The sequence below is a fragment of the Pseudomonas sp. MAG733B genome (genome assembly GCF_036884845.1).
In the GTDB taxonomy this organism is placed as follows: Bacteria; Pseudomonadota; Gammaproteobacteria; order Pseudomonadales; family Pseudomonadaceae; genus Aquipseudomonas.
Genome location: NZ_CP145732.1, coordinates 527,762 through 551,708, shown reverse-complemented (window position 1 = coordinate 551,708; position 23,947 = coordinate 527,762). Strand labels below are relative to the sequence as shown.

The 23,947-nt window shown below is 60.2% G+C and carries 23 protein-coding genes and 1 pseudogene; 8 read left to right on the top strand and 16 right to left on the bottom strand.

Going from position 1 to position 23,947, the window contains the following annotated elements; translation table 11 throughout:
- Window positions 1-5: 5 nt before the first annotated feature.
- Window positions 6-92: pseudogene (locus V6Z53_RS02505) on the top strand (metal ABC transporter ATP-binding protein); the annotation flags it as partial.
- A 19-nt stretch (window positions 93-111) separates the two neighbouring features.
- Here V6Z53_RS02505 and V6Z53_RS02500 read toward each other — a convergent pair.
- From V6Z53_RS02500 to V6Z53_RS02460, 9 genes are all read right to left on the bottom strand, one after another.
- Window positions 112-738, bottom strand: coding sequence for an ABC-type transport auxiliary lipoprotein family protein (locus V6Z53_RS02500; protein ID WP_338583997.1), 627 nt, complete (start codon window positions 736-738; stop codon window positions 112-114).
- On the bottom strand, window positions 735-1,673 hold the full coding sequence (locus V6Z53_RS02495) for an MlaD family protein (RefSeq protein WP_338583996.1): 939 nt from the start codon (window positions 1,671-1,673) through the stop codon (window positions 735-737). The genes V6Z53_RS02500 and V6Z53_RS02495 overlap by 4 nt, the downstream gene beginning before the upstream one ends.
- 1 nt (window position 1,674) lies before the next feature.
- Window positions 1,675-2,478 carry an ATP-binding cassette domain-containing protein gene (locus V6Z53_RS02490; RefSeq protein WP_338583995.1) on the bottom strand — a complete coding sequence of 268 codons (804 nt, stop codon included), beginning with the start codon at window positions 2,476-2,478 and terminating at the stop codon, window positions 1,675-1,677.
- Complete coding sequence (locus V6Z53_RS02485; RefSeq protein ID WP_338583994.1) at window positions 2,475-3,623, bottom strand: ABC transporter permease; 1,149 nt, start codon at window positions 3,621-3,623, stop codon at window positions 2,475-2,477. The genes V6Z53_RS02490 and V6Z53_RS02485 overlap by 4 nt, the downstream gene beginning before the upstream one ends.
- 55 nt (window positions 3,624-3,678) lie before the next feature.
- The gene (locus V6Z53_RS02480) at window positions 3,679-4,707 is read right to left on the bottom strand and encodes a DUF5924 family protein (RefSeq protein WP_338583993.1); all 1,029 of its coding nucleotides are present in this window, start codon (window positions 4,705-4,707) and stop codon (window positions 3,679-3,681) included.
- 65 nt (window positions 4,708-4,772) lie between these two features.
- On the bottom strand, window positions 4,773-6,149 hold the full coding sequence (locus tag V6Z53_RS02475; RefSeq protein WP_338583992.1) for an insulinase family protein: 1,377 nt from the start codon (window positions 6,147-6,149) through the stop codon (window positions 4,773-4,775).
- 56 nt (window positions 6,150-6,205) lie between these two features.
- Complete coding sequence (locus tag V6Z53_RS02470; RefSeq protein ID WP_338583991.1) at window positions 6,206-7,864, bottom strand: Na/Pi cotransporter family protein; 1,659 nt, start codon at window positions 7,862-7,864, stop codon at window positions 6,206-6,208.
- A 286-nt stretch (window positions 7,865-8,150) separates the two neighbouring features.
- A complete protein-coding gene (locus V6Z53_RS02465; RefSeq protein WP_338583990.1) occupies window positions 8,151-8,918 on the bottom strand; it encodes a TerC family protein in 768 nt (255 codons plus the stop codon).
- 85 nt (window positions 8,919-9,003) lie between these two features.
- A complete protein-coding gene (locus V6Z53_RS02460; RefSeq protein ID WP_338583989.1) occupies window positions 9,004-10,311 on the bottom strand; it encodes a CitMHS family transporter in 1,308 nt (435 codons plus the stop codon).
- Between the two features lie 416 nt (window positions 10,312-10,727).
- Here V6Z53_RS02460 and V6Z53_RS02455 point away from each other — a divergent pair, with 416 nt between their 5' ends.
- Window positions 10,728-11,129 carry a GFA family protein gene (locus V6Z53_RS02455; protein WP_338583988.1) on the top strand — a complete coding sequence of 134 codons (402 nt, stop codon included), beginning with the start codon at window positions 10,728-10,730 and terminating at the stop codon, window positions 11,127-11,129.
- Here V6Z53_RS02455 and V6Z53_RS02450 read toward each other — a convergent pair whose 3' ends face one another.
- Window positions 11,130-11,456 (bottom strand): DOPA 4,5-dioxygenase family protein, encoded by a 327-nt coding sequence (locus tag V6Z53_RS02450; RefSeq protein ID WP_338583987.1) that lies wholly within the window; start codon window positions 11,454-11,456, stop codon window positions 11,130-11,132. It lies immediately after the preceding gene.
- Window positions 11,457-11,540: 84 nt separating this feature from the next.
- On the opposite strand from V6Z53_RS02450, the gene V6Z53_RS02445 reads away from it, so the two are divergent.
- Window positions 11,541-12,203, top strand: coding sequence for an NAD(P)H-binding protein (locus tag V6Z53_RS02445; RefSeq protein ID WP_338583986.1), 663 nt, complete (start codon window positions 11,541-11,543; stop codon window positions 12,201-12,203).
- On the opposite strand, the gene V6Z53_RS02440 is transcribed toward V6Z53_RS02445, so the two are convergent.
- Window positions 12,200-13,150, bottom strand: a complete 951-nt coding sequence (locus tag V6Z53_RS02440; protein ID WP_338583985.1) for a LysR family transcriptional regulator — start codon at window positions 13,148-13,150, stop codon at window positions 12,200-12,202. The genes V6Z53_RS02445 and V6Z53_RS02440 overlap by 4 nt on opposite strands.
- A 114-nt stretch (window positions 13,151-13,264) precedes the next feature.
- Here V6Z53_RS02440 and betC point away from each other — a divergent pair, with 114 nt between their 5' ends.
- From betC to V6Z53_RS02425, 3 genes are all read left to right on the top strand, one after another.
- Window positions 13,265-14,779: a choline-sulfatase gene (gene betC, locus V6Z53_RS02435; protein WP_338583984.1), complete on the top strand. Its 1,515-nt coding sequence runs from the start codon at window positions 13,265-13,267 to the stop codon at window positions 14,777-14,779.
- Between the two features lie 16 nt (window positions 14,780-14,795).
- Entirely contained in the window at window positions 14,796-15,713 is a 918-nt protein-coding gene (gene choX, locus V6Z53_RS02430; protein ID WP_338583983.1) for a choline ABC transporter substrate-binding protein, read from the top strand.
- A gap of 191 nt (window positions 15,714-15,904) precedes the next feature.
- Window positions 15,905-17,473, top strand: a complete 1,569-nt coding sequence (locus V6Z53_RS02425; protein ID WP_338583982.1) for a SulP family inorganic anion transporter — start codon at window positions 15,905-15,907, stop codon at window positions 17,471-17,473.
- A gap of 128 nt (window positions 17,474-17,601) precedes the next feature.
- On the opposite strand, the gene aroE is transcribed toward V6Z53_RS02425, so the two are convergent.
- Together aroE and hemF are read right to left on the bottom strand one after the other, a co-directional pair.
- On the bottom strand, window positions 17,602-18,423 hold the full coding sequence (gene aroE / locus V6Z53_RS02420; RefSeq protein WP_338583981.1) for a shikimate dehydrogenase: 822 nt from the start codon (window positions 18,421-18,423) through the stop codon (window positions 17,602-17,604).
- Between the two features lie 11 nt (window positions 18,424-18,434).
- Window positions 18,435-19,349, bottom strand: coding sequence for an oxygen-dependent coproporphyrinogen oxidase (hemF, locus tag V6Z53_RS02415; protein ID WP_338583980.1), 915 nt, complete (start codon window positions 19,347-19,349; stop codon window positions 18,435-18,437).
- 171 nt (window positions 19,350-19,520) lie between these two features.
- Between hemF and V6Z53_RS02410 the strand changes: the two genes are divergently transcribed.
- Complete coding sequence (locus tag V6Z53_RS02410; RefSeq protein ID WP_338583979.1) at window positions 19,521-20,498, top strand: NADPH:quinone reductase; 978 nt, start codon at window positions 19,521-19,523, stop codon at window positions 20,496-20,498.
- 98 nt (window positions 20,499-20,596) lie between these two features.
- Here the strand turns inward: V6Z53_RS02410 and V6Z53_RS02405 are convergent, their stop codons facing one another.
- From V6Z53_RS02405 to V6Z53_RS02395, 3 genes are all read right to left on the bottom strand, one after another.
- Window positions 20,597-21,154 (bottom strand): L-threonylcarbamoyladenylate synthase, encoded by a 558-nt coding sequence (locus V6Z53_RS02405; RefSeq protein WP_338583978.1) that lies wholly within the window; start codon window positions 21,152-21,154, stop codon window positions 20,597-20,599.
- A gap of 54 nt (window positions 21,155-21,208) precedes the next feature.
- Entirely contained in the window at window positions 21,209-22,315 is a 1,107-nt protein-coding gene (gene dprA, locus V6Z53_RS02400; protein ID WP_338583977.1) for a DNA-processing protein DprA, read from the bottom strand.
- Window positions 22,316-22,396: 81 nt separating this feature from the next.
- Complete coding sequence (locus tag V6Z53_RS02395) at window positions 22,397-23,221, bottom strand: peptidoglycan-binding protein (protein WP_338583976.1); 825 nt, start codon at window positions 23,219-23,221, stop codon at window positions 22,397-22,399.
- Window positions 23,222-23,392: 171 nt separating this feature from the next.
- On the opposite strand from V6Z53_RS02395, the gene def reads away from it, so the two are divergent.
- Window positions 23,393-23,899: a peptide deformylase gene (gene def, locus V6Z53_RS02390; RefSeq protein WP_007969867.1), complete on the top strand. Its 507-nt coding sequence runs from the start codon at window positions 23,393-23,395 to the stop codon at window positions 23,897-23,899.
- Window positions 23,900-23,947: the final 48 nt, after the last annotated feature.

The window sequence follows — 23,947 nt, the reverse complement described above, 5'->3', positions numbered from 1 at the left end:
ACCCTGTGGGAGCGGGCTTGCTCGCGAAGGCGGCATGCCAGGCGACTTTAATGTTGAATGACACACCGCTTTCGCGAGCAAGCCCGCTCCCACATTGGATCTGTGTGGAATTTAAGGTCTCAGTGGCGGCGCAAACTTTTGCCCTTGCTCAACCGCCCAATTCACTACCTGCGCCGTCAATTGATTACTGGCCTGGCCAAACCCGGCCACCACCGACGGCACTTTCACATCGCTCAACGACTGGCGCACTTCGAAGCGGCGGCTGGCGAGGATTCGCTGGTCGTAGCCGCGCACCAGCAACGCATCCAGACGCACCACCACGCTGGCATTGGTTCCCTGGTATTCAGTCTGGAACGCCTGCAACTGGCCACCCAGCTCCAGGTCGGCGTGAAAAAGACTGTCATCGGTGCTCAGCAACGTCACTCGACCATCACGCTGGAAACCATCGAGCAGACGATTGCGCAGCAGCACCGGCGCCGGATCGCTCCAGCGCGAGCCCTTGTAGCTGCTGATCACGTCGCCCTGAGGAATGACTGCAATGTCCGGCCTGTTCAACGCTTCGCTGGCCAAAGGTTTGTTCAGGCGCAACGACCATTTCTGCGCCGCGCCATGACTGCTCGGCGCATTGCTCTGGGTCGAAGGCAACCGATAGACATCGAACGGCTCGGGCTTGGGCAGGATCGAGCAGGCGCTGATCAGCATGAAGCCGGCGAGGAGGGCGATACGGGTCAGCTTCATGGGGTGAATTCCTTGTGCTTGTCACTGCCCAGCAGGTAACCGCTGGGGTTGGCCTCCAGGCGTTGAGCGATGGCGCGCAGCGAGGTCAGGGTTTCACGCAACTCGCGCACCGCCGGGGCCAGGCCGTTGAGGCCCTGCATGCCGTTGTTGATCGAGTCCTGATTGGCGCTCAGCAATTTGTTGATCGTCGCGCTGCTTTGTTCCAGCGACTTCATCGCGTGCTCAGCGCTGCCGAACATCTGCTTGCCCTGATCGTTGAGCAAGCCGTTGGCGTTGCGCATCAGCGCCGAAGTCTGTTCCATCATGGTGCCGGCCTGTTTACCGACCGACGCCAGTTGCTGCATGGCCTGACGAATATCGCCGCGCTGCTCGGCAATGACCCCGGTGGTTTGTTCCAGATGATCAAGGGTCTTGCTGATGCGCTCGATGTTCTCCGTGGAAAACATCAGGTTGGCGTTGTGCATCAGCGTGGTCACGCCGGCCATCAGGTCGTTGCTGTCGTTGAGCAAACGGGCGATAGGCGAGGGCGACGCGACGATGGTCGGCAGGTTGCCATCCTTGCCCTTGAGCGTCGGGCTTTGTGGCGTGCCGCCGCTGAGCTGGATGATCGACGTCCCGGTGACACCGGTCAGCGCCAGCTTGGCCTGGGTGTCTTCCTTGACCGGCGTGTCGCCACCCAGACGGATTCGCGCCAATACCCGGCGCGGGTCTTTGGGGTCCAGGCGTAGCGAGATCACATCGCCGACCTTGATCCCGCTGTACTGCACCGAACTGCCGTTGGACAGGCCACTGACGGCCTCGTTGAAGACGACCTGGTAATCCTTGAACTCCCGGTCGACGCTGGACTTGGCCAGAAACAGACCAAAGAGCAGGGCGCCCGCCACCACAATCACGGTGAACAGGCCGATCAATACATGATGGGCTCGGGTTTCCATGTCAGACCTCGTTGAGCTGTTTTGCGGCCGTCAGCGCCGCGCGGCCGCGAGGGCCATGGAAGTATTCGTGAATCCACGCATCGTCGGTTTCCGAAACCTTGTCGATGGCGTCGGCCACCAGCACTTTTTTCTGCGCCAGCACCGCCACCCGATCGGTGATGGTGTAGAGCGTGTCGAGGTCGTGGGTCACCAGGAACACACTCAAGCCCAAGGCATCGCGCAGGGTCAGGATCAACTGATCGAACGCAGCGGCGCCGATCGGATCGAGGCCGGCGGTGGGCTCGTCGAGAAACAGGATGTCCGGGTCCAGCGCCAAGGCCCGTGCCAGAGCGGCGCGCTTGATCATGCCGCCGGACAGCGAGGCGGGGTATTTATCCGCCGCAGAAAGCGGCAATCCAGCCAGGGCCAGCTTCACGGCAGCCAGATGCTCAGCATCTTCTCGGCTCAGGCCGGCGTGTTCGATCAGGGGCAGGGCGACGTTCTCGGTCACGGTCAGCGAAGAGAACAGGGCGCCTTTCTGGAACAGCACGCCGAAGCGCCGTTCAATCAGCGAACGCTCGTGTTCCGGCAACGTCGGCAGGTTCTGCCCAAAGACTCTCACCACGCCCTCGCTGGGCTGGCGCAAGCCGACGATACTGCGCAGCAGCACCGATTTGCCGCTGCCGGAGCCGCCGACCACGGCGAGGATTTCACCCTTGTACAAATCCAGATCAAGGTTTTCATGCACGCTCTGACGGCCGAAGCGATTACACAGCCCACGGACTTCGATCACCGCCTCGGCGGGCGCTCGGGGTAAACGGCTCACCAGCTCATCTCCATGAAAAACAGCGCGGCCACGGCGTCGAGCACGATCACCACGAAAATCGACTGCACCACGCTCGACGTGGTGTGCGCACCCACGGATTCGGCGCTGCCGCTGACCTTGAAGCCTTCCAGGCAACCGATCGCGGCGATCAGGAAGGCGAAGATCGGCGCTTTGACGATCCCCACCAGAAAATGCTGAACGCCGATGTCCGATTGCAGCAGCGAGAGGAACATCGCCGGCGAAATATCCAGCGATATCGCACAAACCACACCGCCGCCGACGATTCCCGAAACCATTGCCAGAAAAGTGAGCATCGGCAACGCGATCAGCAGCGCCAGGACGCGGGGCACCACCAGCAATTCCATCGGATCGAGGCCCAGGGTGCGGATGGCGTCGATTTCTTCGTTGGCCTTCATCGAACCGATCTGCGCGGTGAACGCACTGGCCGTGCGCCCGGCCATCAGGATCGCCGTCAGCAACACGCCGAATTCCCGCAGGAAGGCGAACGCCACCAGATCCACCGTGAACACGCTGGCGCCGAACGTGGAAAGCACCGTCGCCCCGAGAAACGCCACCACGGCGCCCACCAGAAAGGTCAGCAGGGCGACGATGGGCGCGGCATCGAGGCCAGTCTGTTCGATGTGCGCCACCATCGGCGTGATGCGCCAGCGGCTGGGCCGGAACAGTCCACGAACGATGGTTTCCAGAATCAGGCCGACAAAACCCAGCAGTTGCAGGGTGTCCTGCCAAACGGTGTCCACCGCACGGCCAATGCGCGTCAGCAGTTGAATGCCGACGCTGATTTCCGGTTCCTTGATCGGCACACAGAAATCGGTCAGCGACTGGTAGACGGTTTGCAGCAACGCGCGGTCGGCGGAAGAAAGGGTGCAATCGGGATGTTCGGCGGACCGGCCCAGGCGCTCGGAGCCCAGCAGCTCCACCAACAGCGAGGCACCGGCGGTATCAAGGGCGCCGAGGCCGTTGAGATCGATGCGCGTATTGTTGTCGTATTGGCCTTCGAGCTTTTCGCTCAGAAGCTTGAGGTCGGCGTAATGGGCGAGCGTCCAGTCCCCCGTCACCCGTATCTGAGCGGGGGCGTGCGAGGTGTCCAATTGGGCATTGCCGGCCACTGTATTGCTGGTCATAAGCTCCGTGCTTTTTCGGCTATTTACGCTGACCTACGTAATAGCACGAACTGCCTTACTTTTCTTTGACCGGTGTGCTGTCAGGTACCGTGAAGCGCAACACGCCAATCAACTGGCCGTCTTCGGTCAGCACCCGAACCTGCCATTTGCCCGCCGGGTTACCGGGGAAGTTCTGTTTGTGGGTCCAGGCCCGATAGCCTTCCTTGCGCCCGCCATGGATGTCGAGAGGGATGCGATCGACCTCTTTACCGTTGAATTGCCAGACGTGATAAATCCGCTCGTCCAGGCCTCGCGGCGCGTTGATCGCGGTGTACGCGTACAAGCCGCCGCCGCGAATCTGCTCGACGCTGACTTCTTCCAGGCTCTTGCCAGGCGTACGGTCCTGCATCTGCGTGCTGATCGCCACGTCGGTCATCCACAATGTCGCCGGCGGCACCCACGAACGCAGCACCCAACCGACGCCGCCGATACCGATGGTGATACTGAGGATCGCCAGCGCGTTGCGCACCGTGCGGATCGGGAAGATCGACGCCAGGCTCGGGAACGACAGCAATACGGCAATGCCCAGCGCCCATTTGAAACTTTGCGAAGTGGTCAGGTGCATGATCACCGGCAGCGCGGTGAGCAGGGCGGCGAACAGGGTCAGCGTGTGCAACGCCAGGAACGCCCAGCGCCGAGGCGCCAGCCATTTGTAGTAGAGCGGGTCGACGATGGAAATCAGCGCCGCGATGCCCAACAACCCGGTGAAGAACAACTGGCCGCTGTTCCACGTCGTGGTGATGAAAAAGAACGGCAGGACGAAGAACAGGCTTTCCTGGTGGATCATCTGCGTCGCATAACGCAGCAATGGCTGGGGAATTTCCCGCTTGAAGATCCGGGTGAACAGCTTGGTCAGGCTGTTTTCCAGCATCAGCCAGATCCAGCTGATCAGCATGATGGTGGTGATCCAGCTCGCCAGTCCCTGCTGACGATCCACCAGAATGAAGCTGCCGACCCCGGAGACAAAACCACCGAGCGCAATGACCCCGGGGTAGCGCTTCATCAGTTCGAGGATGCGCTGTACGAAGAGGGTCAAGGTCGGCATTCGGGCGGTTCACAGTAGTCGTAGGAAAAATCCCTGACAGGTTACCGCCTCATCGTGGGAAATGGTTACTTTCTGCGATGAAAACGCCAGGCCACTAGACTCAACACCAGCAAGCCCAACACCCCGGCAATCGCCCACAACACCTGATCATCACTGAGCAACGGCTTCTCGATCCGCACATACCCAGGCTGTAGGAGCAGTTCGCGCATCGCCTTGTTCGCCTCAGCGAGGGAAACCGCTTGCAGCTCCTTGGTGGGGTTGGCAAAACGGCCGTCCTCGTAGTCGCCCAGCGCGCTCCAGTAGTAATCGGCCAGCGCGCTGTTGCCTTGCACCGCCCAGGACTGGCGGGCTATGGCGGCCTGTTTGAGGCGATTGAAGGTTTCGGCGTTGAGGCCATCCTTGAGCAATTGAGCCTTCAAGTCATCCAGCACCGTCAGTGCCTCGTCCACGTCATCGCGCTCGAGGTCGGCATTGAGGCTCATGAAGCCTACGCCACCGAACACCTCACGCTCGGCCCACGGGCCATAGGACAAACTGTGCGCCAGCCGCAACTGGCGATACAGCGCCCAGTCCAGGTAGTCCTTGAGCAGGTCGAAGGTAACGTCGTGCTGATCTTCCAGCACCGGTTCCGGCACCAGCCAGTGCAGCTTGGCCCCATCACCAACGAACCCCCGCGTCAGAACGCGCTCGTGGGCGGCGCTGGCCTCGATTTGCGGCAGCGGCGGGTGGCTGCCGGGTTCGATCGGGACCAACGTGCCGTAGGTCCGTTCCAGATAGGCCGGCAGCAAGCGGTCAAGGTCACCGACCACGATCAGCGTCATGTTGTTGGGCGCGTACCAATCCTGGCGGACTTTCTCCAGTTGCTCGCGGGTCAATTGATGGACTTCGGCACGCTCGGAGCATTTGAGTCCGAGCTCCACAGCCAGTTGCTTGCTGGCGGTGTGGCCCAGATCCTGACGATCCAGCCAGCGCTGCAAATGGGTGTAATGACCACCGTCTTCACGCTCGACCACTTGCTTGGCGGCGTTGATGGCATTGTCGTCGAACCGGGTTTGGGTCAGTAATGCCAAGAGCAAATCGAGGACTTTGCGCTGGTTTTTCGCCGGTGCTTCGATCACGAACGTGGTGTCGGCATTGCTGGTGAAGGCGTTCCATTCGCCACCCAGCGCTTGCATGCGTTCTTCGAGTCCGCCTTCACCGCTGGCGTCGATGCCGCTGAACAGCAGGTGTTCGAGCAGGTGCGGCAATTCTTTTTCCGCACAGCTAAAATCATCGATACCGACGCCGACCACCAGCCGGATCGCCACATGCCCGCGCTCCGTGCCGGGTTTGAGCAGCAGTTGCAAGCCGTTGCGCAGGGTGTAGCCCTCGACCTGAAAGCGATCCAGGGCAAACGAAGGGAATGAGCCGAGCAACAGACAGGCGAACAACAGACAACGCATAACGAGCTTCCATACGGCTAGCGTGAGTTCAACAGACTTCGGGCCACGGCGGACGTTCAGGGAGAATGCGTGATGTCAGTCAAATCGTCGACCACCAGCGCGCCGGTGTCGGAGGTTTCCAGCACCACGTAGGCGCTGCTGCAAAACAGTGAATTCAGACGCTTCATGTCGGCAATCAATTCCAGGTGCAACGAACTGGTCTCGATACTTTGCACGATCTTACGCTGCAAACGGCTGACATGAGCGTGGGCCAAACGCCGTTCCTGTGCGCGAAAGCGACGTTTCTCACGGACCAATTGCCGGGCGCTTTCGGGGTCGGCACTGAGGAACACCGACATTCCGAGGCGCAAGTTGGAGATCAGCTGAGTTTGCAGCCCGGCCAGTTCCTCCAGGCCCACTTCGGAAAACGAGCGACGCTGCGAGGTTTTCTGCTGCTGAACCTTGCGCAGCATGCGTTCGATCAAATCGCTGGCGAGTTTGAGGTTGATCGCCAGCTCGATGATTTCCGCCCAGCGCCGGCTGTCCTGATCACTGAGGTCCTCGCGGGGCATTTGCGCCAGATACAGCTTGATGGCGCTGTAGAGCGATTCCACATCGTCGGCCAGGCGACGCACTTCTTGTGTCACTGCGGTTTGCTTGCCGTTCAGCACATCGAGCATGGCCTCCAGCATGTTATCGATCAGGTCACCCATGCGCAGGGTTTCCCGAGCCGCGTTGGCCAGCGCCAAGCTCGGTGTAACGAGCGCCGTAGCGTCAAGGTGCCGGGGTTTGGCAGTGCCGTTGACCTGTGGCCGCTCCGGCAACACCCAGGCACAAAACCTGGCCATCGGCCCGACACTGGGCAGCAGGATCAGGCAGCGCGCGGTGTTGTAGAGCAGGTGGAAGCCGATAACCATTTCCTGGGGGCTGAAATCCAGGCTGTCGATCCAGTGCACCAACGGGTCGAGTACCGGAATGATCAGCACCAGGCCGATCAGTTTGTACAGCAGGCTGCCCAAGGCCACCTGGCGTCCGGCGGCGTTCTGCATGCTGGTGCTGAGGAACGCCAGAATGCCGCTGCCGATATTGGCGCCGATCACCAGGCCGATGGCCACCGGCAAGCTGATCACGCTGGCGCCGGCCAGGGTTGCGGTAAGCAGGACCGCCGCGAGGCTGGAGTAGGAAATCATCGCGAACAGCGCACCGACCAGGGCGTCGAGCAGGATATCGCCGGTCAGCGAGGCGAAAATCACCTTCACGCCTTGGGCGTGAGTGATCGGCGTGGCCGCCTCGACGATCAGTTGCAGGGCGAGAATGATCAAGCCCAAGCCAATCGCGACGCGGCCCATCTGGCCCAGTCGCGTCTGTTTGCGCGAGAGGAAGAAAATCACCCCGAGGAAGATCAGCAGCGGCGACAGCCACGACAGGTCGAAGGTCAGCACCCGCGCCATCAGCGCCGTACCGACATCGGCGCCGAGCATGGTTGCCAGCGCCGGGGTCAGCGCCATCAGGCCCTGACCGACAAAGGAAGTGACGAGCATGGCGGTGGCGTTGCTGCTCTGAACCATGGCGGTCACCACGATCCCGGAAATGAACGCCAGCCAGCGTTTGGACATGTTCTGGCCAATGACATGACGCAAGTTGGAACCGTAGACCCGCAGGATGCCGGTTCGGACGATGTGCGTGCCCCAGATCAGCAAGGCCACGGCAGAGAGCAAATTGAGCAGGGTGAGCATACAGGCCCCCTGTGGTGGTAACGCCCCAAAGGGGCAAGTTGACGGTGCCGCGCGACGTTCTACGTTTTGTACTTAAGCTGTAGTTGGCTAACGGGCTGGGCGCCAGCATCGCATAGCTAAAGAAGTGATTGAAACAAAACTGTCATGAAAAAGGATCAGCGAAAACCAATGTGGGAGCGGGCTTGCTCGCGAAAGCGGTGTATCAGCCAACAATGATGTCGACTGACACTCCGACTTCGCGAGCAAGCCCGCTCCCACAGGTTTTGCGTACATACCGCTTAAAGGATTACTGCCCCGGAATGTCCTTGCGCAGTTTCACCGGATCCTGCTGCTTGCGCTTTTTCGCGATCGCGGTGCGCATCTTGATGTTGATCGCTTCCACCGCCAGCGAGAACGCCATGGCGAAGTAGACGTAGCCTTTCGGTACGTGCACGTCCAGGGATTCGGCAATCAGAACGGTACCGACCACCAGCAGGAACGACAGCGCCAGCATCTTCAGCGACGGGTGCTTGTCGATGAACGCGCTGATGGTGCCCGCAGCCAGCATCATCACCAGAACGGCCACGACAATCGCCGCCACCATGACCGGTACATGGGACACCATGCCGACCGCAGTGATGACCGAGTCCAGCGAGAACACGATGTCGATGATCGCGATCTGGATGATGGTGTACAGGAAGTTGCCGCCCTTGCCCGAAGGTTCTTCGTTGCTTTCGTCTTCACCTTCCAGCGCGTGGTACATCTCTTGCGAGCTCTTCCACAGCAGGAACAGACCACCGAAGAACAGGATCAGGTCACGCCCGGAGATACCCTGGCCGAACACTTCGAACAGGTCGGCGGTAAGGCGCATGACCCAGGTGATCGACAGCAGCAACAGGATCCGCGTGATCATGGCCAGCGCCAGACCGAAAATCCGGGTGCGCTGCTGCATGTGCTTGGGCATGCGGCTGACCAGGATCGAAATCATGATGATGTTATCGATGCCCAGGACGATTTCCAGGGCGGTCAGGGTGAAGAAGGCAACCCAGATTTCAGGGTTGGTCAGCCATTCCATGTGTATTCCTTTGAGCGAGTGTTAAACCACAACGGGCCCGGGCTTCAAACAACAAAGCCTGGACCCGATGTGGTGAGTCTTGGGCTTATAGAGTGCTGAACAGCGGAAAAATCCCCATCAGCAACGCGGCGACCAGTATGCACATGCACACCAGCACTGCCCACTTCAGGGTGAAGCGCTGGTGATCACCAAAATCGATACCGGCCAGGGCCACCAACAGGTAGGTCGATGGTACGAGCGGGCTCAACAGGTGGACGGGCTGACCGACGATCGAGGCACGTGCCATTTCCACCGCGGTTATACCGTAGTGACTGGCGGCTTCGGCAAGTACCGGTAACACGCCGTAATAAAATGCATCGTTCGACATGAAGAACGTGAACGGCATGCTCACCAGCGCCGTGATCACCGCCAGGTACGGGCCGAGGAAATCCGGAATCACCGACAGCAGGCTTTTCGACATGGCATCGACCATGCCGGTGCCCGACAGGATACCGGTGAAGATGCCCGCGGCAAAGATCAGCCCGACCACTGCCAGCACGCTACCGGCGTGTGCCGCGACGCGATCCTTTTGCTGTTGCAGGCAAGGATAGTTGACGATCATCGCGATACTGAACGCCACCATGAACAGCACTGGCAGCGGCAACAGGCCGGCGATCAGGGTGCACATCAGGCCCAGGGTCAGGGCGCCGTTGAACCAGATCAACTTCGGACGACGGGCATCCGGGAACTGCGAGACGCTGATTTCGCTGTGGTCGATCTCATCGCCCACCAGATGCAGCTCACCCAGGCGCGCACGTTCACGTTTGCCGTAGAAGTAAGCGATGGCCAGGATCGCCACCACACCGGCCGCCATCGCTGGAATCATCGGTACGAAGATCGCCGAAGGGTCCACGTGCAACGCACTGGCGGCACGGGCGGTCGGGCCGCCCCATGGAGTCATGTTCATCACGCCACCGGCGAGGATGATCAGACCGGCCATGATCCGCGGGCTCATGCCGATGCGGCTGTAGAGCGGCAGCATGGCGGCCACGCAGATCATGTAAGTGGTCGCGCCGTCACCATCGAGGGAAACGACGAGCGCCAGTACGGCGGTGCCGACCGAAACTTTTAACGGGTCGCCCTTGACCATTTTCAGGATCTTGCGCACGGCCGGGTCGAACAGGCCGGAGTCGATCATCAGGGCGAAGTACAGAATCGCGAACATCAGCATCACGCCGGTCGGCGCGAGTTTGGTGATGCCTTCGAGCATCATCGGGCCGATTTTCGGGCCGAAGCCACCGAACAGGGCGAAGATGATTGGAATCAGGATCAGGGCGATCAGCGCAGACAGGCGCTTGGTCATGATCAGGAACATGAACGTGATGACCATGGCGAAGCCAAGGAAAGTCAGCATGGGAATACTCCAGGCGTAGCGCGGCTAGGGAATGAGCGGATCGGCGATCAGCGCAGAACGGGAAGCACGAGGCGTACGGGCGGAGTTGCAGCGAAGCGGCGGATAGAAGAGGACATCAGAATCACCATTGTTGTTGTTAAATGGGCTGTGCGAGCGATAAAACGCTGGCATTGGCCGACCGGTCTGTTGCCGGTAGTGGGGGCGATCCTAATCGGGGAAGCTTTCAGCCAGCTTTCGCCGATGAAAGCGTTGACCGGAAGTACGACCGGTCGTCGGACCGGGGCAGGGAGGGAAACCGAGTTGCGGCCATCGCGAGCAGGCTCACTCCCACATTGGTTTTGCGTACGACACCGATCCATTGTGGGAGCTAGCCTGCTAGCGATGGCGTCAGTCGATTCACAACAGGAGGAACCAGCATGGCCAATATCCATACAGGCGGTTGCCACTGCGGACAACTGCGCTATCAACTCAGCGGGCCGTTGCACGATATCGCCCACTGTCATTGCTCGATTTGCCGACGGGTCAGCGGCGGCATCGTGACCACCTGGATCACCGTGCCCGCATCGGCCTTTCAATGGCTGGCCGGAACACCGGCGCAGTACGACTCTTCATCGACCTGCACGCGATATTTCTGTGGCCACTGTGGGGCGCAACTGGCCTTGACCACTCACCTGAGCCCGGAAAGCATCGATGTAACCATCGCCACTCTCGATCATCCCGAGCTGGCGCCGGCCGAGCGGCACATCTGGACCGACAGCCGCTTGCCGTGGCTGCGCCTGGACGAGCATTTGCCCAGCGAGCCGGAAGAAACCATCTGATCAAAAAATAGACAGGTCCAGCGGGCGAATCGCGCCCATCCAGATCGCATGCTCGGTGTGGTCGAGCAGATCGTCGCCCGTGTCCGGATGCAGGAACACCACCAAACCCTTGCGGTTGAGCGCCAGCCACGGCAGTACTTCGCCAATCAGCTCCGGCCCGAACGCCAGTTGGCAACTCCAGTCCGGGTGCGGGCCGACCGGGCGCTCATGCACGCGGCCCATCTTCAGCGGGAACAATTGCGCCGCTTGCTCGCACAGGGCTCGCGCCTGATCGATGGTGCCGGCGTCGAAATACACATGGGCGTGATAGCCCTTGATCCGTTGCATTGAAATCCCTCTGAACCTGAGTCGAACCCTCACCGTTTGCGATGTGTCACACGCCATATAGGCAGTGAAGTACGGAGTCCAGCCATGAAAAACGCCGAAACCCCGGTGGTGAAAGTGGTGCTTTATGGTGCCATGAGTAGCCTGGGCAGCGCGCTGATGGCTGAAATGCTGCGGCGCCAGCATGAAGTGATCGCCATTCTCGATAACCTGACGGCACTCCCGCCGCGTCCGGGTTTGCGCACCAAGACCGGCGATCTGTTTGATGCGCAGCGAGTGAAGCAAAGCGTAGCGGGCAGTTCAGCAGTCATCTGTTTACTGGACGCACCAGGCCTGCCGTTCAACAGCGAATACGTGGAAAGATCCATCGTGCCGGGGCCGGTCGAACAGGTGCTGGCGGTGGATGCGCTGATCGACGGCATGCAGGCAGCCAACATCCGCCGACTGTTTCTGGTGGGGAATTTCGACGTGCTGGACGATCCGGAAACCGAGGACAGCCTGCAACGCCACGCCGCCGACGAAATCCGCGAAGCGCTGCAAAGCAGTGCCTTGCAGTGGACGCTGGTGAATGCTCCGCGCGGAGTGGCGGGTCTGACCATTGAGCACTTCAGCCAGGTCGCCGGCAATCTGGAACCGGGACTGGCCGAACCGCTCGAACGACTGGCCCGCACCGCTACGGGTATCGCCGATGAAATGCACCTGAATTTGCACATCGGCGAGCACGTCAATTTCATCGCGACAGACAGCTAAACCGCAATCGACGGCAACGCCAACCCGTTGAGCGATTGGGCACTGCTGGCCTGCTCGGCCATCAGCCAATCGACAAACTGCTGGATCAGCGCCCCACGTCGTTTACGCTGGGGCAACACCACGTAATAGCCCAACCGGGACATCACCGTTTCGCCGATCGGACGACACAACAAACCTTGCGCCAGCAAGTTATCCACAAGGTGCCGCCACCCAATGGCCACGCCCTGACCGCCAATTGCGGCTTGAATCAACAAGGTGTAATTGTCGAAGCGCAATTGTCCGGGGGCCGGAGGCGAGGTAATGCCCAACTCGCGAAACACGCCGCTCCAGTCGAACCAGTTACTGCTGTTTTCCCCGCGCAGGTGCAGCAGCGGAAACTCCAGCAACGATTGGGCAGGCAAGGGCAGGGCACGCTCGTTCAACAGTTGCGGACTGCACACCGGAAACACTTCTTCGCTGAAAAGCCAATGGCTTTCCCCCTGTTTGAAGCGCCCATCGCCGAACAACACCGCCACATCGATATCGGTACGCAGCATGTTATGGCTGCGCTCGCTGGTAACGAGGCTGACGTCGACCTGAGGATTGGCCGCGTGGAAGCGGTGCAGCCGTGGCATCAGCCAATAGGCGGCGAAGGCGAAATCGGTCGCCACTTGCAGCACTTCGTGTTGATACTGTGCACTTATCGCACTCAATCCTGAGTCGATTTGCTGCAAACCGAGTTGAACCTGCTCGAAAAGGATCATCCCGACTTCCGTCAACTCGATGCCGCGGTAAATTCGGTCGAACAGTCGAGTGGCGAGTTGTTCCTCCAACCGTTTGATCTGTTGGCTGATGGCCGGTTGCGTAGTACCCAGTTCAACCGCCGCTGCCGTGAAGCTGCGTTGTCGCGCCGCCGATTCGAAAGCGCGGAGCAAATCCAGAGACAGGTCACCGAGGGCGTCATACATAAGCTGTGCTTATCCTAGTCATTGCCGCGCATGGGCTTTACCGCAAAAGTTGTGGGTTCCATCCTCGATCCCAGCACTCTCGCATAAACATCCACTATGGAATGCCGCGATCACATGAAGCGCAAGAACATTCTTTTCATCATGGCCGATCAAATGGCCGCGCCAATGTTGCCGATCTACGGCCCATCGCCCATCAAACTACCGAATTTGAGCCGCCTCGCCGCACAAGGCGTAGTGTTCGACGCCGCTTACTGCAACAGCCCGTTGTGCGCGCCGTCGCGTTTTACCCTGGTCAGCGGACAACTGCCGAGCAAGATCGGCGCCTACGACAACGCGGCGGATTTCCCCGCCGATGTACCGACTTATGCACACTACCTGCGGCGTCTCGGCTACCGCACCGCGCTGTCGGGCAAGATGCATTTTTGCGGCCCGGACCAGTTGCATGGCTATGAGGAACGTCTGACCAGCGATATCTATCCGGCCGACTACGGTTGGGCGGTGAACTGGGATGAGCCGGATGTGCGTCCGACCTGGTATCACAACATGTCGTCGGTACTGCAAGCCGGGCCCTGCGTGCGCACCAATCAGCTGGATTTCGACGAAGAGGTGGTGTTCAAGGCCCAGCAATATCTGTTCGATCACATTCGCGAGGACGGCGATCAGCCGTTCTGCCTGACCGTTTCGATGACGCACCCACACGACCCGTACACGATTCCCAAAGCGTTCTGGGATCTGTACGACGATGCCGATATCCCATTGCCTGCAACGCCAAATCAACATGAACTCGATCCGCATTCCCAGCGTTTGCTCAAGGTCTACGATCTGTGGGACAAACCGCTGCCTGTGGATAAGATCCGCGATGCACGCCGCGCTTATTTCGGTGCTTGCAGCTATATCGACAGCAACGTCGGCAAACTCCTGCAAACACTCGAAGATACCGGGCTGATCGACGACACCATAATCGTCTTCTCCGGCGACCACGGTGACATGCTCGGCGAGCGTGGCCTCTGGTACAAAATGCACTGGTATGAAATGGCCGCGCGGGTGCCCCTGTTGATAAGTGCACCAGGGCAGTTCGGCGCTGGCCGAGTCAGCGCCTCGGTGTCCACCGCCGACCTGCTGCCGACCTTCGTTGAACTGGCGGGCGGCACTCTGGAACCAGGCTTGCCGCTCGACGGTCGATCGCTTGTGCCGCATCTTCAAGGGCATGGCGGGCACGACGAAGTATTTGGCGAGTACATGGCCGAAGGCACCATCAGCCCGCTGATGATGATTCGCCGAGGCGCCTACAAATTCATCTACAGCGAAGACGACCCTTGCCTACTCTTCGACGTACACAATGACCCGCGCGAACTGGAAGAACTCAGCCAGTCGCCACAACATCGTCAGCTTTTCGACGATTTTCTCGCCGAAGCGCGGGTTAAATGGAATATTCCGGCGATTCACCAACAGGTGCTCGCGAGTCAGAGGCGCCGACGTTTTGTCGCCGATGCCCTGACCATCGGCAAGCTGAAGAGCTGGGATCACCAGCCGCTGGTGGACGCCAGTCAGCAATACATGCGTAACCACATCGACCTCGACGATCTGGAGCGTAAAGCACGTTATCCACAACCCTGCCAAAACCAATAATGTTAAGGGGAAGTCCATGCAAAGGTTATCCACAGTACTGACGGTCGGGCTCTTGGCTCTGGGCAGTGCATCGGCTTTCGCCGATCAATGCGAGACGGTGAAAATGGCCGATCCGGGCTGGAGTGACATCGCCGCGACCAACGCCATCACCGGGTTTCTGTTGGACGGCATGGGCTACAAGGCCAAGGTCGACACCCTCGCGGTGCCGATCACCTTTGGCGGGCTCAAGGACGGCCAGGTTGACGTATTCCTGGGTAACTGGATGCCAGCGCAGCAGGGCTTCTACGATAAGTTCGTGGCCACCGGCGATGTCACGCAATTGGCGAAAAACCTCGACGGCACCGAATTCACCCTCGCTGTCCCGGACTACGTATGGGACGCGGGTGTGCATAACTTTGCCGACCTGAACAAATACGCCGACAAGTTCGATCACAAGATCTACGGCATCGGCTCCGGTGCGCCGGCGAATATTTCGCTGCAAGAGATCATCAAGAAAAACGATTTCGATATGGGCCAGTGGAAACTGGTCGAGTCCAGCGAACAGGCGATGCTGGCCGAAGTGTCCCGCGCAGTGAAGAAACAGAAATTCGTGACCTTCCTCGGCTGGACTCCGCACCCGATGAACGTGCAGCTGAAAATGCATTATTTGAAGGGCGGCGAGAAATATTTCGGCGACACCGGCAGCGTTCACACCCTGACTCGCAAAGGTTATGCACAGGCCTGCCCGAACGTTGGCAAGCTGCTGACCAACCTGAACTTCACCCAGGAGATGGAAAACAGCATCATGGCCGAGGTGGTGAACAAGAAAGTCAGCAATGCTGACGCCGCCAAAGCGTGGATCAAAGCCAACCCGGCGGTGCTGGATAAATGGCTGGATGGCGTGAAGACCGTGGATGGCAAGGATGCGTTGCCGGCTGTAAAAGCCAAGCTTTAAGAGCCTTTGTGGCGAGGGAGCTTGCTCCCGCTCGGCTGCGTAGCAGACGCAAACCCGGAAAACTCGGTAAGGCTGACAAACCGCGTTGACCGGATTGGGAGCGCTACGCGCTCCAGCGGGAGCAAGCTCCCTCGCCACAATGATCAACTTGTCCTGATACTCTTTCGTAAAACCCCCAACCGAGAGGACCCATGGCCTTCCCCAGCCGCCATTCACTCTTCCCCTTTCTTTCCTGGTTGCCCCGGCAAACCCGCGCCAGCGTCGGGCGTGACCTGATCGTCGGCCTCAGCGGTGCGATTCTCGCGTTGCCGCAATCCATTGCCTACGCACTGATCGCCGGTCTCCCACCGGAGTACGGTCTGTACGCGGCAATCATTCCGGTGCTGATCGCGTGCCTCTGGGGTTCATCGTGGCATTTGATCTGCGGTCCTACGGCGGCCATCTCCATTGTCCTGTATGCCAGTGTCAGTCCTCTGGCCGTTCCGGCGACGCAGGACTACGTCACCGTGATTCTGTTACTGACCTTCCTGGCCGGGATTTTCCAGTGGTTGTTGGGATTGCTGCGCTTTGGCGCGCTGGTGAATTTCGTTTCTCACTCGGTGGTGCTCGGTTTCACCCTCGGCGCGGCGGTGGTGATTGCCATCGGCCAACTACCCAACCTGCTGGGGCTCGACTTGCCCAGCCAGGCCACCGCGCTGGACAGTTTCATCACGCTGTTGCGCCACCTCGGCGAAGTGGACAAACCCTCGCTGGTGCTGGGGCTAGCGACTGTGGTGGTGGGCATAATCCTCAAACTGTGGCTACCGCGCTGGCCGACGCTGCTGATCACGCTGGTGCTGGGCGCATTGCTGGTCTGGCTCTGGCCATCGATGTTCGGCCATGTGCAGCTGGTCAGTGCTTTTACCGGAAAACTGCCACCCTTCAGTCCGCTGCCGCTCGACCTCGATCTGATCCTGCGTCTGCTGCCCAGTGCCGTGGCGGTGGGAATGCTTGGGTTGGTAACCAGCCTGTCGATTGCCCGCTCGATCTCTGCACGTTCGCAGCAATTACTCGACGCGAACCAGGAAGTTCGCGCCCAAGGCCTGTCGAATATCGTCGGTGCGTTTTTCTCCGGATCGCTGTCGGCAGGCTCCTTCACGCGTTCGGGCCTGAGTTACGAAGCGGGCGCATGTTCGCCACTGGCTGGGATTTTTTCGGCGCTGTGGGTGGCGCTGTTCGCGATTTTCGGCGCCAGCCTGATCGCGCACATCCCGATTCCGGCGATGGCCGGCAGCATTCTGTTGATCGCCTGGGGCCTGGTGGATCATCGCGGCATTCGCGCATTACTGCGGGTCAGCCGCGCCGAGTTCGTGGTCATGGCTCTGACATGTGTCGCCACGCTGCTGCTGGAATTGCAAACGGCGATCTACGCCGGGGTGTTGGCATCGCTGTTTTTCTACCTCAAGCGCACCTCGCAACCGCGGGTACAACATCTGCGCGACGGCGATGAAGACATCCTGCGAGTCGGCGGCTCGATCTTTTTCGGCGCCAGCCATTACCTGCAAGTACGCCTGCAACGCATGCACGGCGCGCGCGTGGTGATCGAGGCGCAGCAGATCAACTTCATCGACTATTCAGGCGTGGAGATGCTGCATCAGGAAGCACGGCGGTTGCTGCGCCAGGATCGTAGCTTGACCTTACGCCAGGCTCGGCCGCAGGTGGTGGATGAGTTGAGGAAGCTTGAAGGGGCAGAGAAATGCCCGATTCGGTTTGAGGATTGAACGAATTTGCTGGATTAAAAACTGAACCCTGTGGCGAGGGAGCTTGCTCCCGCTCAGGTGCGAAGCGCCTGCAAAGTATTCAGGTCTGCTGCGCAGCCCAGCGGGAGCGAGCTCCCTCGCCACAAATGCTATAAAGCCAATTGCCGGCGAAGTTCAGCCAGCACCGGCGCTGTATCCGGACGCACGCCGCGCCACAGGAAGAACGCTTCCGCCGCTTGCTCGGCGAGCATCCCCAACCCATCCATCGACACCGCCGCGCCGTGCTCGCTGGCCCAGCGGCAGAACGAGGTCGGTTCCTTGCCATACATCATGTCGTAGCAAACCGTTTTGCCCGGTTCGATCAGGCTGGCGGCAATCGGCGGCACATCGCCCGTCAGGCTCGCGGACGTCGCGTTGATGATCAGGTCCACCGACTCCTGCAACCAGTCGTAACCACTGGCCGACACCGGCCCCAGATCACAGAACAGTTCCGCCAGCAACTCGGCTTTGTCCACTGTACGGTTGGCGATGATCACCGACGCCGGTTGCTCGGCGAGCAACGGTTCCAGTGCACCGCGCACCGCGCCACCGGCGCCCAACAACAGGATGCGTTTGCCCTTGAGGCTGAACCCGGCGTTGACCGTCAGGTCCCGCACCAGTCCGGCGCCGTCGGTGTTGTCACCCAACAGAGTGCCATCGTCCAGTTTGCTCAGAGTGTTCACCGCGCCGGCTCGTTGCGCCCGCGCGGTCAGGTTGTTGGCCAGGCGATAGGCCTCTTCCTTGAACGGCACCGTCACATTCGCCCCACGACCCTCGAGGAAAAATGCCCGGGCACAGCCGGAAAAATCGTCGAGGGGCGCCAGCAAAGTGCTGTAGTCGAGTTTCTGTGCGGTCTGCTCGGCAAACAGGCGATGAATCAGCGGCGATTTGCTGTGGCCAATCGGGTTACCGAAAACGACATAACGGTCCATCAACATTCCTCTCAGGCTTCGGCCAACCAGTCGCGGTCTTGCAGGAAATACTCGGTCAGGCGCGCTTCTTCGCTGCCAGGTTCGGCTTTCCAGTCATAACCCCAGCGTACTTGCGGCGGCAGGGACATGAGGATCGACTCGGTACGCCCGCCCGATTGCAGGCCGAACAGGGTGCCGCGGTCATAGACCAGGTTGAATTCGACGTAGCGCCCGCGGCGATACTCCTGGAATTCCCGCTGCTTCGCGGTGAATGCGTCGTGCTTGCGCCGCTGCAGGATCGGCATGTAGGCGTCGATGTACGCATCACCGATGGCGCGCATGAAGGCGAAACTGGTGTCGAAGTCCCACTCGTTCAGGTCATCGAAAAACAGGCCGCCGATGCCCCGTGGCTCGTGGCGATGCTTGATGTGGAAGTAACTGTCGCACCAGGCTTTGTAACGCGAGTAGACATCCGGGCCGAACGGCGCGCACGCCTGCTCGGCGACGCGGTGCCAGTGAATGCAATCTTCTTCATTGCCGTAATAAGGCGTCAGGTCGAAGCCGCCGCCGAACCACCAGACCGGCTCTTCGCCTTCTTTTTCAGCGATGAAAAATCGCACGTTGGCGTGGGAAGTCGGCACATGCGGGTTGTGCGGGTGGATCACCAGCGACACGCCCAGGGCTTCGAAACCACGCCCGGCCAGTTCCGGCCGATGGGCACTGGCGGACGGTGGAAGACCGCTGCCGAAGACGTGGGAAAAGTTGACGCCGCCCTTTTCGATGACCGTACCGTTTTCGATCACGCGGGTGCGACCGCCACCGCCGGCAGGCCGGGTCCAGGCGTCTTCGACGAAGCGCGTGCCACCGTCTTCGGCTTCCAGCGCGGCACAGATTCGGTCTTGCAGGTCGAGCAGGTAGGCTTTTACGGCCTCGGTGCGGGTCGTCATGTCATCACCTTGAATCGGGCGAAGCTACGCGGCGTTATACAAGGCCGGCAGCAAATTGCTGCGTAGGATAACACTGCACCTTGTTCCGTCGCAGTTGACGAAGATCAAGCTTAGGAGTCCGATAGGGCGCTTCGCATTTACACAATCAGCAACGATCTCAGGAGAGTGCAGATGGCAAAGCGTATCCAGTTCCGTGCCCACGGCGGCCCCGAAGTGCTTGAGTATGTGGATTACCAACCCGCCGCGCCGGGTCCGAAGGAAGTCCGCGTGAGCAACAAGGCCATCGGCCTGAACTTCATCGACACCTACTACCGCAGCGGTCTCTATCCGCCACCGTCCTTGCCATCGGGCGTGGGTTCGGAAGGTGCAGGCGTGGTCGAAGCGGTCGGCAGCGATGTCACCCGCTTCAAGGTCGGTGATCGCGTGGCGTATGGCAGCGGTCCGCTGGGTGCCTACAGCGAGATTCATGTTTTGCCCGAAGCCAATCTGGTGAAACTGCCGGACGCCATCAGTTTCGAACAGGCTGCCGGCGTCATGCTCAAAGGCCTGACCGTGCAGTACCTGTTGCGTCAGACTTATGAACTCAAGGGTGGCGAAACCATTCTGTTCCACGCGGCTGCCGGCGGCGTAGGCTCCCTGGCCTGCCAATGGGCCAAGGCCTTGGGCGTGAAGTTGATCGGCACAGTGAGCTCAGCGGAGAAAGCCGCGCTGGCCAAAGCCAACGGTGCATGGGCGACCATCGACTACAGCCATGAAAACGTCGCACAACGCGTACTGGAACTGACTGACGGCAAAAAAGTCCCGGTGGTGTACGACGGAGTCGGCAAGGACACCTGGCTGACGTCACTCGATAGCGCTGCGCCGCGTGGACTGGTGGTGAGTTTCGGCAATGCGTCCGGTGCGGTAGACGGGGTGAACCTGGGGATTCTGGCGGGGAAGGGCTCGCTGTACGTCACCCGGCCGACCTTGGGAACCTACGCCAACAACGCCGAGAACCTGCAGCGCATGGCTGATGAATTGTTCGAGATGATCATCAGCGGCAAGGTGAAGGTGGATATCAGCCAGACGTTTTCACTGGCGGATGCGGCGAAGGCACAGACCGAGTTGTCGGCGCGGCGTACGACTGGTTCGGTGGTTTTGTTGCCCTGACTGACGCCATCGCTAGCAGGCTAGCTCCCACACAGGTTTTGTGATCGCCACAGATCCAATGTGGGAGCTAGCCTGCTAGCGATGGACGCGCCTCGGTCTTAATCCGGGCGCACAACGTGGCCGGTCGCCAGATCCCGAATCACACTCGGATTCTTGCGCCCGCCCAGCATCCCGCCGAGCACCATATCAACCTGACCACGGAAGTACTGCTCGACGCGAATCCGCGTACGCGCCGCCGGCCGGCCTTGCGGGTTGGCGGAAGTCGACACCAGTGGCCCGACCAGCGCGCACAATTCCCGCACTTGCGGATGATCACTGACCCGCAGCGCCACCGTTTCATGCACGCCGGTAATCCACTGCGGCAACAGGTTCTGATGCGGCACCAGCCAAGTGTTCGGCCCCGGCCAGGTGCTGGCCATGCGGTCCATCCACAGCTCAGGGAAATCTTCGAAGAGGAAGTCGAACTGGCGAATGTTGTCCGCGACCAGGATCAGGCCCTTATCCACAGACCGACCCTTGATCATCAGCAGCCGCTCGACTGCTTCTTCGTCCCACGGGTCGCAACCCAGACCCCAGACGGCTTCGGTTGGGTAGGCAAGCACCGCCCCTGCGCGAATGGCTCGTGCGGCTTGTTGCACACGCCAACTGTTGACCATGAAAAACTCTCCAGAATAAGGCTCTGCGCAGTTTACCGATCTTCCTTATAAAACCTAGCTCACCCGCGCAAACCAGCGCCCGTTTTCACACACGGCGCTGCCGTCCATTTCCAGTTCGGTCAGCGCCACCAGCACCTTGGGCAACGTCCAGCCGCTGGCATCGGCCAGGGCTTCGCTGGTGTGGGGCGCGGCGTGGAGCAACTTCAGCAAAGGATGACGCGTATTCACGTTGGGCGTTTCTGTGGATAACGACAGTTGTTGCCAGCCACGTAGCGCTTCGAGGATATGCTCGACAGTCTCCACCAGCACCGCACCGTCGCGGATCAACTGGTGGCAACCCTTGGCGCCAGGGTGATGGATCGACCCCGGAATCGCATACACCTCGCGCCCCTGTTCCGCCGCCAGCCTCGCGGTGATCAACGAACCGCTGGCGACACTGGCCTCGACCACCAGCACGCCCAGGGACAAACCACTGATGATGCGATTGCGTCGCGGGAAGTTGCTGGCGCTGGGGCCAGTGTCCAGCGGGAACTCCGAAAGCACCGCGCTGCCTGACGCGATCATGGCGTCCGCCAGTCGTCGATTGCGCTGTGGATAAAACTTTTCCAGCCCCGTGCCGAGCACGCCGATCGTTTGCCCGCCAACGTCCAGCGCCGCCTGATGCGCCGCGGCGTCGATGCCCAGCGCCAGACCGCTGGTGATGACAAAACCGGCACCGGCCAGACTGCGGGAAAAAGCAGCGGCGGTGTCCATGCCCGGCCTTGAAGCGCGGCGACTGCCGACCATCGCCAGCTGTGGTTTTTCCAGGATGCGCGGATCGCCCGCCACAAATAACATCGGCGGGGCATCGCTGATTTCTGCGAGCAGCGCCGGGTAGTCAGGCTGGTCCCACATCAATAAATGCTGGGCCGGACGCTCTAGCCAGGCCAATGCATGGCTCGCACCATCGCGAATTTCAGCGCAGCGCCTGGCATCGGAACATGCCAGCGGCAAACCCAGGGCACGCCAGGCACTGGCTGGTGCGCTGATGGCTTTGGACGCCGAGCCGAAGGCTTCCAGCAACTTCTTGAACCGCGCCGGGCCGAGTTCCGGCAAACGGTGCAAGCGTAAACGAGCTTCCAGTTCCGCAGGGGAAACCGGTGCAACAGTAGGCAGTGACATGGATCGTCCTTGATCGTTATAAGCACCCGTCCAAGCGGGAATAAGCTGTGGATAACTCTGTTGGTAACTTGTGAAGCAAGCTTACGGATTTCGCACCTTGTCCATCACCGCCAGCGAGCGCGAAGCGTTGAGCACCAGTCCGTAACTGAGCTTGTCGTAGGTACGGAAAACCATCAGCAGGCCGGCACGTTCATCCGGAACCTTCAGCGGCTGGCCAGTGATCCGGTCGCGCACGGTTTCGCCGGTCTTCATCACCACCAGCATATTGCCTTCGGCGAGGCCATCACGTTGCCCCTTGTTCAACGTGACCACGTCCATGGCTCCGATCTGCGTCACGCCGCGCGGTACATCGATGATCAGGCCATTGATTTCGCTGCGCGGTTCGCTGGGCGTGAACGTCGAATTGATCGAACGCTCTTCGCCGCTGAACAAACGGTCGCCGAGGCGCACTTCCTGGGTTGTGCGTTGCAAACTCAATGTGGCGACGTCGCCTTCGGTGGCAACGATCTCGCCGCCACCGATGTCATCGGCGTTGATCCCCAGAAACTCCCGGGTCTGCGGATCGGTGTAGACCTTGCCCTGGCGGAAGATGCCGTACACCGGTTGCGCCGGGTCGAAGTGACCGCGGGCGAAGACGCGATCACCGGTGCCGCTGAGCACCCGTTCGGCATCACCGGCCACGATGTAGGGCGCCTTGTCGAAATCCTCGGCCTTGTCGACGATGCGGTTGCTGAGCAGAAAGCTGTTGATCGACTTCAGCGCAATGCTCGGGATGGCCTCGGTTACCGGGCTGGTGCGCACCTGTGGCGACAGTTTTATGGTCGGAATATGTTCCTTGGGTGGCACTTGCCCGTGCGCCCAACCTGCCGAGGCCAGAAGGAGCAAGGCGAGTAGTGATTTCCTCATGCGGTGAATCCCTTTATTATGTACGTTCGCGTGAAACGCCAGAGCCGTCAGTGGCTCGCTCCCGGCTTGCTTATGAAGAGAAGGGAGCTACGTTTTACAAAGGTAGCCTGCATCTTCGGACCCGCCAGGCCACCGCCCCGACCTTACTTCACACGTGCAGTCATCAAGCTTATGGCCATTTTGAACATCCTCGAATTCCCTGACCCGCGCCTGCGCACTATCGCCAAACCGGTGGCCGTAGTGGACGACGAAGTGCGTCAGTTGGTCGACGACATGTTTGAAACAATGTATGAGGCACCGGGCATCGGCCTCGCCGCGACCCAGGTCAACGTGCACAAACGTATCGTCGTGATGGACCTTTCCGAAGACCGCACCGAGCCGCGAGTGTTCATCAACCCCGAGCTCGAACCGCTGACCGACGACATGGGCCAGTATCAGGAAGGCTGCCTTTCCGTGCCGGGCTTCTACGAAAACGTCGATCGCCCGCAACGGGTCAAGGTCAAGGCGCTGGACCGCGACGGCAAGCCTTACGAACTGATCGCCGAAGATTTGCTCGCGGTGTGCATCCAGCACGAATGCGACCACCTCAATGGCAAATTGTTCGTCGATTACCTGTCCACGCTCAAACGCGACCGCATCAAGAAGAAACTGGAAAAGCTTCATCGCCAGAACGCTTGATGCCCATCTTCAAAGGCTTGCTGCGGCAAGCCTTTTTCTTTTCAAGAG

What these genes read in the sequence shown, in the direction of transcription:
- V6Z53_RS02500 (WP_338583997.1), bottom strand. Translation starts at nt 738, where the DNA reads ATGAAGCTGACCCGTATCGCCCTCCTCGCCGGCTTCATGCTGATCAGC.
- V6Z53_RS02495 (WP_338583996.1), bottom strand. Translation starts at nt 1,673, where the DNA reads ATGGAAACCCGAGCCCATCATGTATTGATCGGCCTGTTCACCGTGATT.
- V6Z53_RS02485 (WP_338583994.1), bottom strand. Translation starts at nt 3,623, where the DNA reads ATGACCAGCAATACAGTGGCCGGCAATGCCCAATTGGACACCTCGCAC.
- V6Z53_RS02480 (WP_338583993.1), bottom strand. Translation starts at nt 4,707, where the DNA reads ATGCCGACCTTGACCCTCTTCGTACAGCGCATCCTCGAACTGATGAAG.
- V6Z53_RS02475 (WP_338583992.1), bottom strand. Translation starts at nt 6,149, where the DNA reads ATGCGTTGTCTGTTGTTCGCCTGTCTGTTGCTCGGCTCATTCCCTTCG.
- V6Z53_RS02470 (WP_338583991.1), bottom strand. Translation starts at nt 7,864, where the DNA reads ATGCTCACCCTGCTCAATTTGCTCTCTGCCGTGGCCTTGCTGATCTGG.
- V6Z53_RS02465 (WP_338583990.1), bottom strand. Translation starts at nt 8,918, where the DNA reads ATGGAATGGCTGACCAACCCTGAAATCTGGGTTGCCTTCTTCACCCTG.
- V6Z53_RS02460 (WP_338583989.1), bottom strand. Translation starts at nt 10,311, where the DNA reads ATGCTGACTTTCCTTGGCTTCGCCATGGTCATCACGTTCATGTTCCTG.
- V6Z53_RS02455 (WP_338583988.1), top strand. Translation starts at nt 10,728, where the DNA reads ATGGCCAATATCCATACAGGCGGTTGCCACTGCGGACAACTGCGCTAT.
- V6Z53_RS02450 (WP_338583987.1), bottom strand. Translation starts at nt 11,456, where the DNA reads ATGCAACGGATCAAGGGCTATCACGCCCATGTGTATTTCGACGCCGGC.
- V6Z53_RS02445 (WP_338583986.1), top strand. Translation starts at nt 11,541, where the DNA reads ATGAAAAACGCCGAAACCCCGGTGGTGAAAGTGGTGCTTTATGGTGCC.
- V6Z53_RS02440 (WP_338583985.1), bottom strand. Translation starts at nt 13,150, where the DNA reads ATGTATGACGCCCTCGGTGACCTGTCTCTGGATTTGCTCCGCGCTTTC.
- betC (WP_338583984.1), top strand. Translation starts at nt 13,265, where the DNA reads ATGAAGCGCAAGAACATTCTTTTCATCATGGCCGATCAAATGGCCGCG.
- choX (WP_338583983.1), top strand. Translation starts at nt 14,796, where the DNA reads ATGCAAAGGTTATCCACAGTACTGACGGTCGGGCTCTTGGCTCTGGGC.
- V6Z53_RS02425 (WP_338583982.1), top strand. Translation starts at nt 15,905, where the DNA reads ATGGCCTTCCCCAGCCGCCATTCACTCTTCCCCTTTCTTTCCTGGTTG.
- aroE (WP_338583981.1), bottom strand. Translation starts at nt 18,423, where the DNA reads ATGGACCGTTATGTCGTTTTCGGTAACCCGATTGGCCACAGCAAATCG.
- hemF (WP_338583980.1), bottom strand. Translation starts at nt 19,349, where the DNA reads ATGACGACCCGCACCGAGGCCGTAAAAGCCTACCTGCTCGACCTGCAA.
- V6Z53_RS02410 (WP_338583979.1), top strand. Translation starts at nt 19,521, where the DNA reads ATGGCAAAGCGTATCCAGTTCCGTGCCCACGGCGGCCCCGAAGTGCTT.
- V6Z53_RS02405 (WP_338583978.1), bottom strand. Translation starts at nt 21,154, where the DNA reads ATGGTCAACAGTTGGCGTGTGCAACAAGCCGCACGAGCCATTCGCGCA.
- dprA (WP_338583977.1), bottom strand. Translation starts at nt 22,315, where the DNA reads ATGTCACTGCCTACTGTTGCACCGGTTTCCCCTGCGGAACTGGAAGCT.
- V6Z53_RS02395 (WP_338583976.1), bottom strand. Translation starts at nt 23,221, where the DNA reads ATGAGGAAATCACTACTCGCCTTGCTCCTTCTGGCCTCGGCAGGTTGG.
- def (WP_007969867.1), top strand. Translation starts at nt 23,393, where the DNA reads ATGGCCATTTTGAACATCCTCGAATTCCCTGACCCGCGCCTGCGCACT.